The 16,525-nt window shown below is 51.5% G+C and carries 15 protein-coding genes; 6 read left to right on the top strand and 9 right to left on the bottom strand.

The genetic code is table 11. The features are described 5' to 3' along the window. Positions 1–3 precede the first annotated feature (3 nt). From NT140_01535 to recG, 8 genes are all read right to left on the bottom strand, one after another. Positions 4–2,352: a DEAD/DEAH box helicase family protein gene (locus NT140_01535; protein MCX5830573.1), complete on the bottom strand. Its 2,349-nt coding sequence runs from the start codon at positions 2,350–2,352 to the stop codon at positions 4–6. A gap of 172 nt (positions 2,353–2,524) precedes the next feature. Beyond that, on the bottom strand, positions 2,525–4,786 hold the full coding sequence (locus tag NT140_01530) for a heavy metal translocating P-type ATPase (protein ID MCX5830572.1): 2,262 nt from the start codon (positions 4,784–4,786) through the stop codon (positions 2,525–2,527). Continuing rightward, positions 4,779–4,976 (bottom strand): cation transporter, encoded by a 198-nt coding sequence (locus NT140_01525; protein MCX5830571.1) that lies wholly within the window; start codon positions 4,974–4,976, stop codon positions 4,779–4,781. Before NT140_01525 ends, NT140_01530 begins: the two co-directional genes overlap by 8 nt. Before the next feature lie 52 nt (positions 4,977–5,028). Next, a complete protein-coding gene (locus NT140_01520; GenBank protein MCX5830570.1) occupies positions 5,029–5,154 on the bottom strand; it encodes a hypothetical protein in 126 nt (41 codons plus the stop codon). A gap of 14 nt (positions 5,155–5,168) precedes the next feature. Next, positions 5,169–5,894, bottom strand: coding sequence for a hypothetical protein (locus tag NT140_01515; GenBank protein MCX5830569.1), 726 nt, complete (start codon positions 5,892–5,894; stop codon positions 5,169–5,171). An 8-nt stretch (positions 5,895–5,902) separates the two neighbouring features. Next, on the bottom strand, positions 5,903–6,493 hold the full coding sequence (locus tag NT140_01510; GenBank protein MCX5830568.1) for a hypothetical protein: 591 nt from the start codon (positions 6,491–6,493) through the stop codon (positions 5,903–5,905). A 507-nt stretch (positions 6,494–7,000) separates the two neighbouring features. Next, a complete protein-coding gene (locus NT140_01505; GenBank protein ID MCX5830567.1) occupies positions 7,001–7,183 on the bottom strand; it encodes a nucleotidyltransferase domain-containing protein in 183 nt (60 codons plus the stop codon). Between the two features lie 323 nt (positions 7,184–7,506). Next, positions 7,507–9,996 (bottom strand): ATP-dependent DNA helicase RecG, encoded by a 2,490-nt coding sequence (recG, locus tag NT140_01500; GenBank protein ID MCX5830566.1) that lies wholly within the window; start codon positions 9,994–9,996, stop codon positions 7,507–7,509. A 209-nt stretch (positions 9,997–10,205) separates the two neighbouring features. Here recG and purM point away from each other — a divergent pair, with 209 nt between their 5' ends. The 4 genes from purM to NT140_01480 are packed head-to-tail and all read left to right on the top strand — an operon-like array spanning position 10,206 to position 13,740. After that, positions 10,206–11,255, top strand: a complete 1,050-nt coding sequence (gene purM, locus NT140_01495) for a phosphoribosylformylglycinamidine cyclo-ligase (GenBank protein MCX5830565.1) — start codon at positions 10,206–10,208, stop codon at positions 11,253–11,255. 23 nt (positions 11,256–11,278) lie between these two features. After that, positions 11,279–11,965: a phosphoribosylglycinamide formyltransferase gene (purN, locus tag NT140_01490; GenBank protein MCX5830564.1), complete on the top strand. Its 687-nt coding sequence runs from the start codon at positions 11,279–11,281 to the stop codon at positions 11,963–11,965. A 17-nt stretch (positions 11,966–11,982) separates the two neighbouring features. Continuing rightward, positions 11,983–13,290 carry an ATP-dependent 6-phosphofructokinase gene (locus NT140_01485; GenBank protein ID MCX5830563.1) on the top strand — a complete coding sequence of 436 codons (1,308 nt, stop codon included), beginning with the start codon at positions 11,983–11,985 and terminating at the stop codon, positions 13,288–13,290. 36 nt (positions 13,291–13,326) lie between these two features. Next, positions 13,327–13,740 carry a hypothetical protein gene (locus tag NT140_01480; protein MCX5830562.1) on the top strand — a complete coding sequence of 138 codons (414 nt, stop codon included), beginning with the start codon at positions 13,327–13,329 and terminating at the stop codon, positions 13,738–13,740. A gap of 1 nt (position 13,741) precedes the next feature. Here the strand turns inward: NT140_01480 and rpmB are convergent, their stop codons facing one another. Further along, complete coding sequence (rpmB, locus tag NT140_01475) at positions 13,742–13,957, bottom strand: 50S ribosomal protein L28 (GenBank protein MCX5830561.1); 216 nt, start codon at positions 13,955–13,957, stop codon at positions 13,742–13,744. A gap of 179 nt (positions 13,958–14,136) precedes the next feature. Here rpmB and recJ point away from each other — a divergent pair, with 179 nt between their 5' ends. Then, positions 14,137–15,879 carry a single-stranded-DNA-specific exonuclease RecJ gene (recJ, locus tag NT140_01470; protein ID MCX5830560.1) on the top strand — a complete coding sequence of 581 codons (1,743 nt, stop codon included), beginning with the start codon at positions 14,137–14,139 and terminating at the stop codon, positions 15,877–15,879. A gap of 41 nt (positions 15,880–15,920) precedes the next feature. After that, the gene (locus tag NT140_01465) at positions 15,921–16,496 is read left to right on the top strand and encodes a UbiX family flavin prenyltransferase (protein MCX5830559.1); all 576 of its coding nucleotides are present in this window, start codon (positions 15,921–15,923) and stop codon (positions 16,494–16,496) included. Positions 16,497–16,525: the final 29 nt, after the last annotated feature.

The following is a 16,525-nucleotide window of genomic DNA, read 5'->3' as shown; positions in this document are numbered from 1 at the left end:
TGTTTATGCCGCGAGCAGTTCGTTCAATTCATCTACCATCTGAAGCAATTGGTCCTTGCCGAAGAGCTGTTCCATCCGGGTGAGCCCGCCCCATAACGCGAACGGCGGTTGGCTGAAGAGGCGCATGGTGATCTCTTCGCCGGCGCTGACCCGCGCCCTGAGGAGGCGGAGCATTTGCGCTTTTGCGGCGTCGATGCTGCTGGAGTGTTCGGCCACCCAGGTGTTGAACGCCTTTTCGATGCGCTCCTCCCTGGTCAGGAACCGACCCTGGCCCAGCGACACGCGGATAAAATCTGAAAGCGAACCGGAGGGCTGTTCAAAAGCCCGGCGCAGCGACGGCTCGTTGAAGTAGTATTCCGGCGAATTGAGACGCCGGGCAAGTTCTTCCCATTCCTGATCGGTCAACACCTCGCCACGAAAGATCTTTTCCACCGCGGGATCGCTCTTCCTGAGTTCGATGACTTTTTCTTCCCATTTTTCGCGATAGGTCTTGCGGTCGATGGCAAGCCCCTCCGGACCAACCAGAATGATCTCGCGGGCGCGGATCTCGTCATCGAGAGACCCTTCCTGAATGACCAAAAAGCCGGAACGCGCTGCTGCCGGATAGGGTGTTTTTCCCAATGCCTCTGCCGTTCCACATCCGTCATTTTCCTCTTCAGCCGCGAGAGGTTTAGCTCCGGGCGCTGTCCCGACGATTTTCGGCTTGTGATAGGCCTCACCCGGATCGTTGAAACGCTTTGTGTTGCCGACAAAATCGTAGATGACGAACTCCGTCTTGCCAATGCGGGGACAGAGGCGACTGCCGCGACCGCGCATCTGGACGTATTTGATGGCAGAGAGGGTTGGCCTCAGCATGACGAGATTTTCCACCTCTTTGTGGTCATATCCCGTATCCAGCATATCGACCGAAACGGCGACTACAGGCAACGGATCGTATTTGAACTGGTCGATGATCGGTTTGGGGTTGCCATTGTTTGCATAACAGGTGATCTTCTTTGCATAATCCTGCCGTACCTGTGATGGGGAACGGTTCAACTGACTGGCGATTCGCAGGCAGTCTTCATCTGTCAGCAAGCGGTTGAAGAGGCGGACGAGGACATCGGCCTGTTTGTCGGAAACGGCAAAAACGATCGTCTTTCTGGAACGGGCTTTCGATCGCTCGGCATCCGCCGAGTAGTATTCCTGAATGATCGTCCTAAGCCGATCTTCGGACTCGACCTCTCTCCCCCAAGCCCCGGGTTTGATCTCCTCTTCTTCCCATTGGGCGCCTTCGTAAGTCAGAACGCTCTCGGCGTGGTAAATGCTGTACCGGGCTAAGTGATTCTCCTGAATCGCCGTCTGGATGCCGTATTCGAAAGTGGGGCGCCCCTCTTTTTTCGCCGCGTCCCAGCAGTCGAAAAAGATATAGGTATTCCGGACCAGGCGCTTTTCATGTTCGCTGATCCATTGGAGTTCCCCAGGGTTGGGCGTGGCGGTCAAGCCGATATGGATCGCATCGAAGTGGCCGAGGGTGGCGCGGTGGGTATTGTAAATGGAACGGTGACATTCATCGGTGACGACCAGATCGAAGTAGGCATGGCCGAAGCCATTGGGACCGAGCTGACCGGCGATCGTGTCGAGGGTTCCGACGACGATCTGACCTTCAAGACTGTGTTTCCCGCCGTAGAGTACAACTGCCGGCCAGTCGCGGAGATAATCGTCAAAGGTTTCCTTGGCCTGTTTGGCGAGTTCGATCCGGTCCGCAAGAAACAGGACCCGTGAGACGACCGCCGCCTGAAACCACCGCTTTATCAGCATGGCGATGGTCAGCGTCTTTCCGGTTCCGGTCGCCATCTCGAAAAGCATCCTTCGACGGTTGCTAACAAGCGCTTCATCTGCCTTTGTCAAGCATTTTAGCTGATAAGGACGGGTTTTGACCTCTTCCCCTTTGAAGAAAAACTTTTCTGGGAAAGGGATGATGCGCAATGATTCCTCGAGGGAACCACGGCGGTGCACCTTGATGTTGGCCCGGCGCTCCATGTCCGCCTGGGACGGCATCCCCATGATGGGCCTGGCATCCCCGTCCTCATAATCCCAAAAATAATGTTCCTCGCCGTTGCTGAGAATGACGAAATGAGCGCCGAGAGATTGTGCGTACTCGCGGGCTTGATCCTTCGCTGAATAGGGATCGATGGCAAAACGCTTGGCCTCGATGACGGCGAGGGGCCGGGTGCGGGAATCCTTCAACAGATAATCCGCCCGTCCATCTGCGGATGGCTCTTCGGTCGAGACCTGGGCCTTGTTTGTGATCCGCCACCCTGCCGTCTCCAGCAGTTTGTCGATCACCATCCTGGCGTCAGCTTCGGTGCTCATGATCTCACCACGGGTAGATTCAATTTTTCTATTCTTTAAGGAGCTTACCCCGCCAGCATCTTCTTCAGGAGGTCGTTGATCAATTGATAAGAACTTCCTTTTTCGTGGCGGAAGTATAGGGGGGCCGTTTTTGCTTGTCAAGGGATATTAAGGGAAATAAGTATGCGAATAATCACATCACCGGCTGCCATGCCCTGCGGAGGCGCAGCGAATTGCTGACGACGGAAACGGAACTTAAGGCCATCGCGGCGGCGGCAAACTCCGGATTGAGGAGTATCCCTCCGAAAGGATACAGTATTCCGGCGGCAATGGGAATGCCGATGGCATTGTAGATAAAGGCCCAGAAGAGGTTCTGCCTTATGATCTTCATGGTCGTTGTGGAAAGGCTGATCGCCATCGCGACGGACCGCAAATCGTTATTCATGAGCGTAATATCGCCCGTCTCAATGGCCACATCAGTGCCGGCGCCCAAGGCAATCCCGATGTCCGCCGCCGCGAGGGCCGGCGCATCGTTGATGCCGTCCCCTACCATAGCCACCATCTGGCCTTCCTTCTGCAACCGCTTGATTTCGTTTGCCTTATCCTGGGGCAACACTTCGGCCAAAACCTGATCAATGCCCACTGCTTGCGCCACGGCTTGAGCAGTCCGGGCGTTATCACCCGTAATCATCGCTACCTGCAGGCCCATTTTCTTCAGGGCCCTAACCGCCGCCGCCGCCGATGGTTTTGGCTGGTCAGAAATACCGATGAGCCCCATTACTCTTTTATCTTCCGCAATGAAAACGCAGCTTTTACCCGCGTGGGATAGTTCTTCTGCCTTGGCTTCCAGTCCGTCGAGCGTAACGCGATTCTGTTCCATAAACCTGAGATTTCCCAGCAGAATTGCCTGCCCGGCAAGGAGAGCCTGAACACCGAATCCAGGTCGCGCCTCAAATTGCTCCACCGCTATCGGCGTGATGCCATCCTGCTTCCCTCTGGCCACAATGGCCGCCGCCAGAGGATGCTCAGAGACTGCTTCCAGAGACATGGCCGTCTGCAGAACCCTTTCCTCCGTAGCCCCTGCGGCGACGATGATATCCGTTACTTCCGGTTCCCCCTTGGTCAGGGTGCCCGTCTTATCGAACACAACCATACCGAGCTTGCCAGCCCTCTCCAGTGTTTCCCCGCCCTTGATCAGAATGCCCTTCTCCGCTCCGAGACCGGTGCCCACCATAACGGCAGTCGGAGTGGCCAATCCCAGGGCGCAGGGGCAGGCAATAACGAGTACGGAGACAAAATTTAACAGGGCGCGGCTGAAAACATGGTCGGGAACCAGAAAATACCAGACCAGAAAAGTCGCTATGGCAATCAGCATCACCACGGGCACAAAAATAGATGCCACCCTATCCGCCAGCCTTTGGATCGGGGCCTTGGAGCCCTGGGCTTCTTCCACAAGGCGAATGATGTGGGCCAGAACGGTATCCGCTCCGATCTTGGTCGTCCGGAAGGTAAAACTGCCGCTTTTATTGATCGTGGCCGCGAAGACCTGCTGACCGGGCTCCTTGGCAACCGGCATGCTCTCACCCGTCAACATCGCCTCATCCACCGTGGAGGCGCCCGTGAGCACCTCTCCATCTGTGGGAATCTTTTCCCCCGGCCGAACGATGACCACATCTCCGGCCATCACTTCTTCCAGCAGGATATCCTCTTCCCTACCCTCGCGGACCACCCGGGCCGTCCGCGGCTTCAGGCCGATCAATTTCTTGATGGCGAGCGATGTCCTTCCCTTGGCCTTGGCTTCCAGGAGTCGGCCGAGCAGGATCAGGGTGACGATCGTCGCCGCCCCGTCGTAATAAACGTGCGGCATCATGTCGGCCACCGCAAAAAAAGCCGGGGCGAAGGTGGCCAATACCGAATAAAGATAGGCCGCCAGGACGCCTACGGCCACCAGGGTGTTCATATCGGCAGTTTTTTGCCGGGCCGCTTTAATGGCGCCGACATAAAAACGGGCTCCCACCCAAAAAACCACCGGCGTGGTCAGGAAGAACAGGATAAAAAGCATGAGGCGACGCGGGATGAAAGCCAGGAACGGAAACCAGTGCTGCATGGAACCAAAGAAAATGACGATGCTCAAGCAAGCGCCCAGAGTAAATTTTGCCTTTAGCTCCCGAAGCTCCCGGTCCCGGGCTTCACCGACCGGATCCCCGCCCGTCTCACCCGCAACACCCAGATATTCATATCCCTGGTCTACAATAACCTGCTTCAAGGCATGGATCCCGGCCCATTCCGCAGTGTGCTGTACCGTTGCCCCGGCCGTGGCCAGATTCACCGCCGCCTCGCTCACACCGGGCAGGGCTTTGATGGCCATCTCCACCCGGCGCACGCACGCCGCACAGGTCATCCCCCCCACGGAAATGGTTGTCGTCTGCTTTACCGCCCCATTTTCCTCAGCCAACTTCGAACCCCGCCTTGGCGATTGCATCTGTAATCGCCTGCATTCCTACCGTTTTCTCCTCGGCGAAGGTCGCCTCCCCTTTTTTCAGGTCCACCTGCACATCCTTGACGCCTGCCAGGCCGCTCAATGCCTTCGTCACGGCCATCACACAGTGCTGACAGGACATCCCCTTAATCTTAACTGTTTTCATCATAACCTCCTAATATCGTTTTCCGATCTATTTTATCTGCCTTTGTTCCCAGCTAACCTTCCGGCACAACAATTTCTTCCGGTGGTATCCAAACGGCCTTGCCATTCCGCCAGACAGCAATCGGATTCCCCTGCCGCTTGTGCTCGGCCAGCGCCTCGGCAACTGCCTCTTTCTTCATAACTTTTATGCTCTTTAGCTCAGTATTTTAAATGAATTAAAAAACTCCTTTCGTTGTGAAGTAAACAATTTGTCGCTGGGCGACACTACCATAACCTGATAAATACGATTGTTCTTAAGAACGATTTGAGCAGTTACCACTGTGTTAGGTTCTACTTTTATTGTAATTTCACGACCAGGGTAATTGCCTAATGATATTATCACTTCGCTAGTTATTTTACCTTGAAGATTCGCAGCACAACCATTTCTCGCATTATCCAATATCTGTTCTGAGGACCTACCAATAAAAGCTTTGCTGGGGAAATCTCCATAAGTCACTGCATAAAGTGTATCCTTACTTTTAGACATATACTGAATTAGTTCTACTTTTCCGCCTGGTGCATTTACAACAATATTCGGCTCTCGACTCGGATCGGTGGGGAATTGTGCAGTGAATCTTTTGTCGTCAGGTACAAATGTTTTCCACTCAGCCGCTTGTTTGGAGGATTTGCTTGATGTATTGTCTACTTTAAATCTCATAATTGCCGTTCCAATGAAGTGAAAGACAAGAAATCCCAACAGCCACAAACCGATATATTTCCGATACTTTTGAACAGGTCGGGTCTTGATAAAATAATATGGGACTAGTAAAGGCATGATCAATACTCCGAATGCCCACCACCGTGAAACTTTTTGCAATGGGGTGTCTATGAGAATCCAAATGGAGACAAAAATACAATATAAACCATAATAAATTTCCATTTCTTCTCCTATTGCTTTTCGACACAAAGGAAAGCAACATCCTTTCCCACATCTTCTGACTTTGCGAGATGTACCGGTGCATTATTACATAAAGAACTAAGTTGGCCGGTTATGGATTGACTCCAATCAGGAGTACGCCTGGCGTGTTGATACAAAACTAACCACTCATTGCTTTTAAGGATTGGCCATAGTTTCTTTATTTCGTTGATAGAAGTGTGCTCAGGCTTGCAATCAGTTGGCTGCAAGCCTGTATCCGGATCAAGGAAAAGTAGAAGTGGTCGTTTTAATCGCCTGATTTCGGATTCAATTTCTTTCAAATACTTATCACGTTGATCAGATCTAAATTCTGCGGCAACGATATTTATTGAAATTCCGATTTTAGGTCCCAAATCCTTGACATGATGTATATTTCGAAAAAACTTCCACACCTTATCTGGAACTTGCAGACTTTCATCTTGAAATTTGAAATGAGGATAAAATGCTTCGGGTCGCCAATATGGTATTTGTAAAATCGTAAATAAACCTTTCTTTTTGGCAATTTGTGTCAATATAGCCCACTTCAGAAGATCACGATTATCAGAAAACCATTTCTCTCTCATATTGCCTTAGTCGTTTTTTGTCTTGTTCTGCATCACTTTTAATTTATTGACATCTCTTTCAACCATTTGTTTCATCTTTCCGTATATCATGTCAATTTTAAAAAAGCAGGGGGGAGATTCCCCATCAATAGAACTTGTTGATGATCCGTCTGTCACGGCCTGTCCGTGCTGGTCATATAAACACGTCTATGTTACTTAACTACATGATATTATGCATAATTAATGAATAGTGCCGATCATTTTCTGGTCAGATTTTTGTCCCCTTTATCTGCCTCGGCAGCGCCTTTATATTGCGCCATCGCCTGAAATTTGCTCTCGATGATCTGCTTGTGCGCTATTGGGGGGCGCTATTGATAAGAGACTTGCGATTATCGGTCATACTACTATGCCCTCTCGGTACACATTTCTAATAAACACCGATTCCTGAAGCTTACCGTCTATCTTATCCTTACCAACAACTACCGGAACTATATGCACATCATTGTCAAATCCAGCTTCCCAAGCGCATTAGCTGATATATTTTTCAATATCACGGGTCGAATGTTCGACAACAACAAATATATCGAGATCTGAATCGGCTGATGCATCGCCACGGGCGCGTGAGCCGAACACTCGCACATCGAGGAGGGGAATACGCTTTTGGACAAGGCGTTTTAAGCTAAGAGCAATGGAGAGGTCTTTATTATTCATATTCTATCTCATCCACAATCTGTGATAAGAGAAAGACAACTAACGGGTGAGGACGTCATCGGTATGACGGATAACATCCACAATCCAAGCGTTCAGACCCTTTCCCGACGCACTGGCCATAGTTGCCGCCTTGTCGTACAGCCTCCTACAAATTCGGGGAATATAATGCCATTGATGGCATTAACCTACCGATAATCTGCATTCACCTAACTGTCGGATTACAGTGCTATACATTCAAAAAAATTTCAAGTTTTATCATCGGGGGAATTCTCATTGACCTTTGTGTTGCAATATTTGAAATTATTGCGGATAAGCGCCCTGAATCAACTGGTTATGGCTAATTCCAGTCTTCCTGCCCACCGCGTCATTAGCACCTCTTTCAAGAGTTGGTGTTCTGGTTTTGTAAGCCCCGGATCATCTTCCACCAGCTCACGGGCGCTGTCTTTTGCCTCCTGCAGGATTTTACCGTCGCGGATCAGGTTGGCGATCCGGAAATCGGGCAGCCCCGACTGCCTGACGCCCATGAATTCACCCGGTCCCCTCAGAACCAGATCCTCTTCGGCAATGGTAAAACCGTCCGTCGTCTTTTCCATGATGCGCAGGCGCTTGCCGACATCGGTGGAGCCGGGACCTTGGGCGAGCAGGATGCAGGAAGACGCTATCTCGCTCCGGCCCACCCGGCCGCGCAACTGGTGCAGTTGGGAAAGGCCGAATCTTTCTGCATGCTCGATCACCATCAGTGACGCCTCGGGGATGTCTATGCCCACCTCTATCACCGTCGTCGCGACTAAGATGTCCATCCTTTTTTCACGGAAAGCGGCCATGATTTCTTCCTTCTCGGCCCTTTTCATCTTGCCGTGGATGAGACCTACCCGGCAATGGGGGAATACTTCCTTCCGCAAGTGTTCGGCCATTCCGGTCGCGTCTTTCATATCCAAGTGTTCCGATTCCTCGACCAGCGGATAGACGATAAATACCTGATGTTTCTTGCTGACCTCTTTTGCGATTAATTCATAGACCTTGCTGCGCTGGCGCTCGAAATAAACCTTGGTGCGGACTGGTTCGTGCCCCGGCGGCATGGCATCAATCACCGATACATCGAGATCGCCGTAAACCGTCATGGCCAGGGTGCGGGGAATGGGGGTCGCCGTCATGACGAGGATGTCGGGATGGTCTCCTTTCGCCCGCAGGGCGGCGCGCTGCACGACCCCAAAACGGTGCTGCTCGTCTATTACCGCCAGGCCGAGCTTATGAAAGATCACATCTTCCTGGATTAAAGCGTGGGTGCCGATGATGAGCTGGGCTTTTCCTTCCTTGATCTGCCCGTAAGCATCCCTCTTTTCGGCAGCACCCATTTTCCCAGTCAGGAGTACAACGTTAAGCGACAGCGCCTCGGCCCACTTTTTGATGTTGCCGTAATGCTGTTCCGCCAGGATCTCGGTCGGCGCCATCAAGGCTGCCTGGTAACCGTTGTCGCAGGCAGTGACCATCGCCGCCATGGCGACCACCGTTTTTCCGCAGCCCACGTCTCCCTGGAGGAGCCTGTTCATAGCGCCGGCTCGTGCCATGTCTGTTTCAATTTCTTTGATGACCCGTTCCTGGGCGGTCGTCAGGCAGAAGGGTAAAATCCGGTAAAAGCTTGCTACTCCCTGGCCACTGGTTTGAAAGGCAATGCCGGCCTCCAGGCTTAGTCCTTTTCTCTTGAGGGCCATGCCGAGTTGGAAAAAAAAGAATTCGTCAAATATCAGGCGCCGATGGGCTGCCGTTTTACCGGCATTATAATCCTCCACGTTCTGATCCTGAGCGGGGAAATGCACCTGTCGGAAGGCCTCCTGGATATCAATCAACTGCTGCCTTTGGCGTATTTGTGCCGGGATGGGGCTCAGGACAAAGGGCAGATATTCATCTACCACCTGCTTCATGATGCGTCTCAGGTTCTTCTGGTAGAGTCCTTCTGTTTCCGAGTAGATCGGAACGATGCGTTTGAAGTGCAGCAGATTGTCGCTTTCCTGGTCCAGTATTTCAAAATCCGGATGGAGCATCTCTTTTTGCAGTTGAAACTGACCGGTATTGCCCGTGAAGATTACCTGGTTCCCAATTTTGAATAATCCCCGCAGGTAGGTTGGATTCCCTTTGAACCATTTTGCCTTCAGCAGGCCGGTGTCGTCCTCTATCGTCACCTCAAAGACCGGTCTTTTACCATAGCGCCGTATCTCGGCATTCCTTACCGTGCCCGTGATGGTTTCCCTGATTCCTACTCTGGCCTGAGATATTTTTACGGGAAAGCGCCGGTCTTCATACCGGCGCGGTAAAAAATAGATCAGGTCTTCAATGGTGGTAAGCCCTTTTCTTTCCAGCAGATGGGCAGTTTTTACCCCCACACCCTTCACCGCCAGGACAGGTTGGGAAAGTTTTTCATCACACCTCACGGTCGGGGCTTCTGATACGGATACATCATCGGTAACTTGTGTGCTGTGGTATGATGTAGCAGGAGAGACTTGGGTGAGCAGGTTTTTGATTTCCCGTATCAGCAGGAGCGCTTTGTCCACCTGTTTTGGTTTTTGATCGGGGGGAAGCTGATCGAAATCTGCAAAAATAGCTGTAAACTCCGCAATAATTACGGAGCCGGAAAGTTCGCGCGGACGGTCTGAGGCGGAGGGGAACAGGCGTGAAATTTCACTGCCCAGCCTGGTCGCAAGAATCGTCATCGTTCTTCCCAGGTCCTTGATGAGGGGCAGATGCCGTCCCCCATCGGCAGCGGCAAAATTCAGGGGACCGGCGATCTTATCCAACAGCTCCTGGCACATGTCCATAATTTTAAAAAATCCGCTCGATAATAATATTTAGTAATGAAATTAGCATGATATATATTGGTCTGATAACAAATATTTTTCACCTTGGCAAGTAATGAATTGACATTTTTTTTTAGTTACGTTAGAAAATCGCCCGTGCGTTTGAACATTAATAACTGCCCATGGTTCCGGGGTTGGCCCTTCCAGGCGGTGTAAGATGAGGATCAGTTATGCAGGAGAAGGTGACGTTGAGTTATAAGGATTCGGGGGTAGATATTGACAATGCCAATGTCTTTGTCGAACGTCTCAAGCCCCTTGTAAAATCAACGTTCCGTAAGGAAGTCATGGGCCATATCGGCGGCTTCGGGGGGTTGTTTCATCTTGATTTGACCAAGATTAAGGACCCCGTGCTCGTAGCTTCTACCGATGGCGTGGGCACCAAGCTGATGATTGCGCAGATGATGAATAAGCACGACACCATAGGGATTGACCTGGTTGCCATGTCGGTTAATGATGTGATCGTTCAGGGCGCGGAACCACTCTTCTTCCTTGATTATATGGCGACCGGTAAAATCCAGGTGGAAACAAGCGTGCAAATCCTGGAAGGTATCGTGAAAGGATGCCAGGATGCCGGTTGTGCGCTGATAGGCGGGGAAACGGCGGAAATGCCCGGTTTATATGGCCCCGACGAGTATGATCTGGCGGGATTCTGTGTCGGCATTGTGGAGGCCGACCGGCTGATAGACGGGTCGGAAATACGGGTGGGCGACAAGATTATCGGGCTTGCTTCTAATGGCCTCCATAGCAATGGTTTCTCTCTGGTCCGCAAGGTTCTCCTGGAGACGGCCGGTCTTGGCCTAGAGGACAGGATTGAGGGTTTGGGCCATAGTCTGGGCGAGGAACTGATCCGGCCGACAAAAATATACGTCAAATCGGTGATGAACATCATTAAGAATTTTACCGTCAATGGTCTCATACATATTACGGGGGGTGGTTTTATTGATAATCTGCCCCGCATCCTCCCCGGCCCCTGCCGGGCAATCATTACCAAAGACAGTTGGGAGGCGCCGCCTGTTTTCAACTTGCTCCGGGAAAAAGGGAATATTGCCGCAGAGGAGATGTTCCGGGTTTTCAACATGGGGATCGGCATGATGATGGTCGTTCCTGAAAAAGAAGTGGCGGAAATAATGGAGCGTTTACAGAACCTCGGTGAGCGGGCCTATCAGATCGGAAGCATCGAAAAAAGAAAGCCTGGTCAACAGCAGGTGGTGATGGATTAGTCGGGGTTTAGAGGGCCGCAGAGATGCAGAAAGTAAAAATCGGTGTACTGGTTTCCGGGAGCGGCTCCAATCTCCAGTCCATCATTGACCAGATCGAACAGGGACGGCTGCAGGCAGAAATCAAGGTCGTGATCAGCAACAATCCCGAGGCCTATGCGCTGGAAAGGGCGGCCAGGCGCCACCTTGCCGTACAAGTCGTAAGCCAGCTCGATTTTCAAAAACGGGAAGATTTCGACCGGCAGATGACCGCGGCGCTGCAGGCCTGCGACGTGGAACTGGTGGTGCTGGCGGGTTTTATGAGAGTGCTGACCCCCCTTTTTTTAGGTTCCTTTCCCGGGCGGATAATGAATATTCATCCGGCCCTGCTGCCCGCCTTTCCGGGGCTGCATGTCCAGCAGCAGGCGCTTGATTACGGGGTTAAATTCACCGGCTGCACGGTTCATTTTGTTGATGAAGGCGTGGACACGGGGCCGATCATCATCCAGGCCGTGGTTCCCGTCTTTGATGATGACACGGCGGATACCCTGGCGGCCAGGATTTTGAGGGAAGAACATCGTATTTATCCCCAGGCGATTCAGCTTTACGCCGAGGGAAGGCTGGCGGTGCAGGGGCGTAAAGTGGTTGTCACCGGCGTCAGCAAACCAGAAGTTAAAGCCTTACATAATCCATCGCTCGGCATGTTTGCAACTCAGAACTTTAACCTGATATAAGAGGAGGGCAGACCAATATGGAACAGCAGACCTATGATTTCAATATTCAAAGTCTTGGCGAAGCCTGGCTCCCCTCGCCCTTGAACGTCAGTTATTTTACCAGCGACGAAAAGCGCATCTTGTTGAATGTCTACTTAAAAGCTCATGGGGATGCCCATTCCCCGGACGGACAGCCGCAGTCAATAGAGGTGGCCGGCCCGCGGGAAAAGATATTTTTTGACCCCGCCAAGAGCAAAGCGGCGATCGTCACCTGCGGCGGTCTCTGTCCGGGCATTAACGATGTCATCCGGGCGATTGTCATGGAGCTCTATTACCGCTATGGGGTAGAAAATATCGTCGGTATCAGGTATGGATTCAAAGGAATAATGCGCCGTTACAAATATGACGTCAAGGAGATTACCCCGGAACTGGTAAAGGATATTCATACGCTCGGAGGAAGCATCCTCGGCTCTTCCCGGGGGCGAGAGGATATTGGCGAGATGGTGGACGCCCTGAAAAGAATGAATGTTGATATGTTCTTCTGCATCGGTGGCGACGGTACAATGAGGGCGGTAGAATTAATAGCGGCCGAGGTTACGCGGCGTAAAATTAACATGGCCGTTGTCGGTGTCCCCAAGACGATAGATAATGATCTGAATATCATCCAAAGGACCTTCGGTTTCGATACGGCTATCTCCGAATCCATGAAGGTCCTCCAGTGCGCCCACACGGAAGCGACCGGGGCGCCCAACGGCATCGGCCTCGTGAAGATCATGGGGCGGCAGTCCGGTCACATTGCGGCCTGCGCCGCCTTGGCCCAGAGCGATGTGAACATTGTGCTGATACCGGAAGTCCCTTTTGACCTGGAGGGGGAAAAGGGCTTGTTGGCAGTCCTGGAAAAACGCCTGAAAGATAAGGGCCATTGCCTCGTACTGGTGGCCGAAGGGGCAGGTCAGGAGCTGATCAGTCAATCCAGCGATCCCGTCGAAAGAGATCCTTCCGGCAATCCCAAACTGCGCGATATCGGCACCTTTTTAAAAAAGAGAATAGAAGCGTATTTTCAGGAAAAGGGAATCGAGATAAATCTCAAGTATATTGACCCGAGTTATACCATTCGTAGCGTGCCGGCGAATTCCAATGACAGAATTTACTGTGGCGCGCTGGCGCAGTACGCCGTGCATGCCGCCATGGCCGGTAAAACAGCCATGCTGGTGGCCCTGGTGAGGGACGAATATGTTCATCTGCCGCTCGGGATGATAGGCTCGGGGGAGAGGGTCAATCCCGATGGCAACGTCTGGATGCGCGTCCTGGAGAGCACGGGGCAGCCGCCATCCATGAAAAACTGAAGGGTTACAATACGAAAGCAGCAGCAAGGAGGCGTGATGAAGAAAATTAAGCTGGCGTTACTAATAGTTCTCGCTCTTTTACCCCTTTTAACAGCCATGAGCGCTCTTCAGAGCCAGAGTCCGGAAAAAATTCCTGTGCCGGAAAAAAAGTATTTTGCCACCTTTATAGATCAGACAGACATTATGACGGACTGCCGGAATATAAGCATAGACGGTGAGACATTTCTGGAAGGCAAGCGAGGTAACGGCACGAACACTATATCTTTTGAAATTATTGCGGAAGTGTCATTTCTGCTTGAGGGTGAAAAACTAACCGGGACGGTAAAACTGCGGGATGGCAATGCCATCCAGTTGTCGCTCAACAAGAACCAGAGGGCTTACGGCTATACTAAATACGGCACCTACCAGATCAAGCTTTCTGAGCTGAAGCAAATGATCTTAAGTAAGTAATTTAGAGATTACTCACTGCCTTTGCGGCCTTGGTTACAAAACCGGAACGTATGCAACGGGTGCAAACCCTGACCCGCTTCACTGCGCCGGTCTTTTCATCACGGCAGCGTAATTTCTGCAGATTGGGATAATATACTTTTTTTGTTTTATTATTGGCGTGGCTGACGCTGTTTCCCACGCTGGGTTTTTTGCCGCACACGGTGCATATTCTGGACATGATCTGACTCCTTACAAAATGTATGCGGCCTTCTAAAACATCGGTCGGTAAATTGCAAGTCTTTTTTGAACAAAAGACAATCTTTCCTTGACATCGAGAGGCACCTTGATATTATACACAAGATTAAAAATGGCTGCAGGGAAGGATTCCCGTCTCAGGCGGGATTTTAAAATAGTTAAATGAGCGCAACAAACCTACCGACGACGCAATGGCTCTTGTCCAGCGGGGATCAGCCGACGCAGGAGCTGCTGGTTAAGGAACTTGGTGTAAGTCCAATTATATCAAAGATTTTAACAGGTCGCAACATTACCAATGCCGATGATGCCAAGAAGTATCTGGCCCCTTCCTTGCGGGACTTGCATAATCCCTTTCTGATGCAGGGGATGCAGGAAGGGGTACGCCGCTTAATCAAGGCGATTTACGCCGGCGAGAAGGTAGCCATTTACGGGGATTATGATGCCGACGGTGTCACCTCGGTGGTGCTGCTGCTGAGATTTCTCAAGGATATAGACGTCCCGGCCAGCTATCACATCCCGAATCGCATTGCCGACGGGTACGGCCTCCACAACAAAATCATTAAACAAATTAAGGAATCCGGTGTGACATTATTAGTCACGGTGGACTGCGGCATCTCCGACTTCGAACAGGTTGCCTATGCCAAGTCGCTCGGGATGGACGTTATCATCCTCGATCACCATGAAATTCCCGGCGTCGTTCCTGACACTGTGGCGACCATCAATCCCCATCGCGAGGATTGCCAGTTCCCGTTCAAGCATCTGGCCGCGGTCGGCATAGTCTTTAATTTTCTTATCGCTTTAAGGGGCAATCTGAGACAGGACGGTTTCTGGACTAAAAGGGATTATCCCAATCTTAAAAATTACCTGGATCTGGTGGCCCTGGGCACTATAGGCGATATCTCCCCCCTTGTGGACGAGAACCGGATATTTGTCAAAATGGGACTGGAACTGATTTCCGAAGGGAGCAGGGTGGGAGTGCGCGCCCTGAAGGAAGTTTGCGGCATGGAACATCAGTCTGTGGTTACGAGCCGAGCCGCTTCTTTTAATCTGTTGCCGAGGATCAACGCGGCGGGTCGCATTGCCTCACCTGATGATGCGGTAGAACTGCTGATGGCCGATGATATGGAGGAGGCCAAGGTACTGGCCAGGAAACTTGATGAGTACAACCGACGCCGGCAGGCTCTGGAGAAAACTATTTTCCAGGATATCGTCAGCGAGGTGGAACTGAGAGGCAATCCTGACCTGATCAGTTCTCTGGTCTTTGCCTCTGCCGACTGGCACCCCGGCGTGATTGGTATCGTGGCTTCCAGGTTGGTGGAACGATTTTATCGCCCGACAATCCTTATCAGCCTCAAGAACGGCGTTGGCAAGGGTTCCGGCAGAACTGTCGCTGATTTTAACATTTACCAGGGGTTAAAGCGATGCACTTCCCTGCTGCAGACATACGGGGGGCATCAATTTGCAGCGGGGATCTCCATTCGGGAGGATGACATCGCGGCATTTTCGCAGTTGTTTGACACGGTGATCAGGCAAGAGACGGATATCACGAAATTAGTGTCCCGGACAATCATTGACGCTCAATGCTGTTTAAAAGACATCAATCATAATCTGCTCGATCAGATCAGCATGCTGGCTCCCTTCGGCAGCAAGAATCCCGAACCCGTGATGTGCGTAAGAAACGTCAATGTAACTTCGCCGGCCGTAGTCGGGAAGAATAATTTACGCATCAGGGTCCATGAAGGTGAAATCTCCTGCGACTCCATCTGGTTCAGCAAAGGGCAATTTCGCAATTCATTTGCCGGGACAATGTTTGATATCGCTTTTACCCCGCAAATCAACGACTGGCGAGGCTCCGGCAATATTCAGCTTAACATGAAAGATATTGCCATGCCGGCCTGCGCCTGAAAAGGCAATAATAATGTTCATATAAAAATGGGGGAGGGGAGATGAAAAAAATCATTGTGGGCATAACAGGTGCGTCGGGTGTCATATATGGGATTCGAACCTTGGAGGTCCTCGCGAAACTCGGGGTGGAAACCCATCTCATTGTTTCCGATTCCGGCGTGAGAAATATAGCCATTGAATCAGTTTATACAATTGCCGAGCTAAAGGCGCAGGCTTCCTATGTACACGATTTTCATGATGTCAGCGCCTCCATTGCCAGCGGCTCATTTCGCGTGGACGGGATGATCGTTTCACCCTGTTCCATAAAGACCCTTTCTGCCATAGCCAACTCCTATAACGATGATCTGCTGGTAAGGGCGGCCGACGTTAATTTGAAGGAACGGAGGAAGCTCGTGCTCATTGTGCGCGAAACGCCCCTGCATGAGGGGCACTTAGACCTGATGATGCGGGTTACAAGAATGGGCGGCGTCATTATGCCACCGGTACCAGCTTTCTATCACATGCCTAAAACCATTGACGATATTATTAATCAGACCGTCGGCAAGACGTTGGACTACTTCGGGATTGAAGCGAACCTGTTCGACAGGTGGGGCAGGGATGAGGCGACTCAGGGATAAGCATAAGGTTAATGGCCAATGGCAAAGAA

The sequence above is a fragment of the Deltaproteobacteria bacterium genome (assembly GCA_026388415.1).
Classification (GTDB): Bacteria; Desulfobacterota; Syntrophia; order Syntrophales; family JACQWR01; genus JAPLJV01.
This window is presented reverse-complemented; position numbering and strand designations above follow the sequence as displayed.

Coding starts and splice junctions, on each gene's coding strand:
- NT140_01520 (MCX5830570.1), bottom strand. CDS start 5,154: ATGAAGAAAGAGGCAGTTGCCGAGGCGCTGGCCGAGCACAAGCGGCAG.
- NT140_01480 (MCX5830562.1), top strand. CDS start 13,327: ATGAAGAAAATTAAGCTGGCGTTACTAATAGTTCTCGCTCTTTTACCC.
- NT140_01535 (MCX5830573.1), bottom strand. CDS start 2,352: ATGAGCACCGAAGCTGACGCCAGGATGGTGATCGACAAACTGCTGGAG.
- NT140_01505 (MCX5830567.1), bottom strand. CDS start 7,183: ATGAATAATAAAGACCTCTCCATTGCTCTTAGCTTAAAACGCCTTGTC.
- purM (MCX5830565.1), top strand. CDS start 10,206: ATGCAGGAGAAGGTGACGTTGAGTTATAAGGATTCGGGGGTAGATATT.
- NT140_01515 (MCX5830569.1), bottom strand. CDS start 5,894: ATGGAAATTTATTATGGTTTATATTGTATTTTTGTCTCCATTTGGATT.
- recJ (MCX5830560.1), top strand. CDS start 14,137: ATGAGCGCAACAAACCTACCGACGACGCAATGGCTCTTGTCCAGCGGG.
- NT140_01485 (MCX5830563.1), top strand. CDS start 11,983: ATGGAACAGCAGACCTATGATTTCAATATTCAAAGTCTTGGCGAAGCC.
- purN (MCX5830564.1), top strand. CDS start 11,279: ATGCAGAAAGTAAAAATCGGTGTACTGGTTTCCGGGAGCGGCTCCAAT.
- NT140_01525 (MCX5830571.1), bottom strand. CDS start 4,976: ATGAAAACAGTTAAGATTAAGGGGATGTCCTGTCAGCACTGTGTGATG.
- rpmB (MCX5830561.1), bottom strand. CDS start 13,957: ATGTCCAGAATATGCACCGTGTGCGGCAAAAAACCCAGCGTGGGAAAC.
- NT140_01465 (MCX5830559.1), top strand. CDS start 15,921: ATGAAAAAAATCATTGTGGGCATAACAGGTGCGTCGGGTGTCATATAT.
- recG (MCX5830566.1), bottom strand. CDS start 9,996: ATGGACATGTGCCAGGAGCTGTTGGATAAGATCGCCGGTCCCCTGAAT.
- NT140_01510 (MCX5830568.1), bottom strand. CDS start 6,493: ATGAGAGAGAAATGGTTTTCTGATAATCGTGATCTTCTGAAGTGGGCT.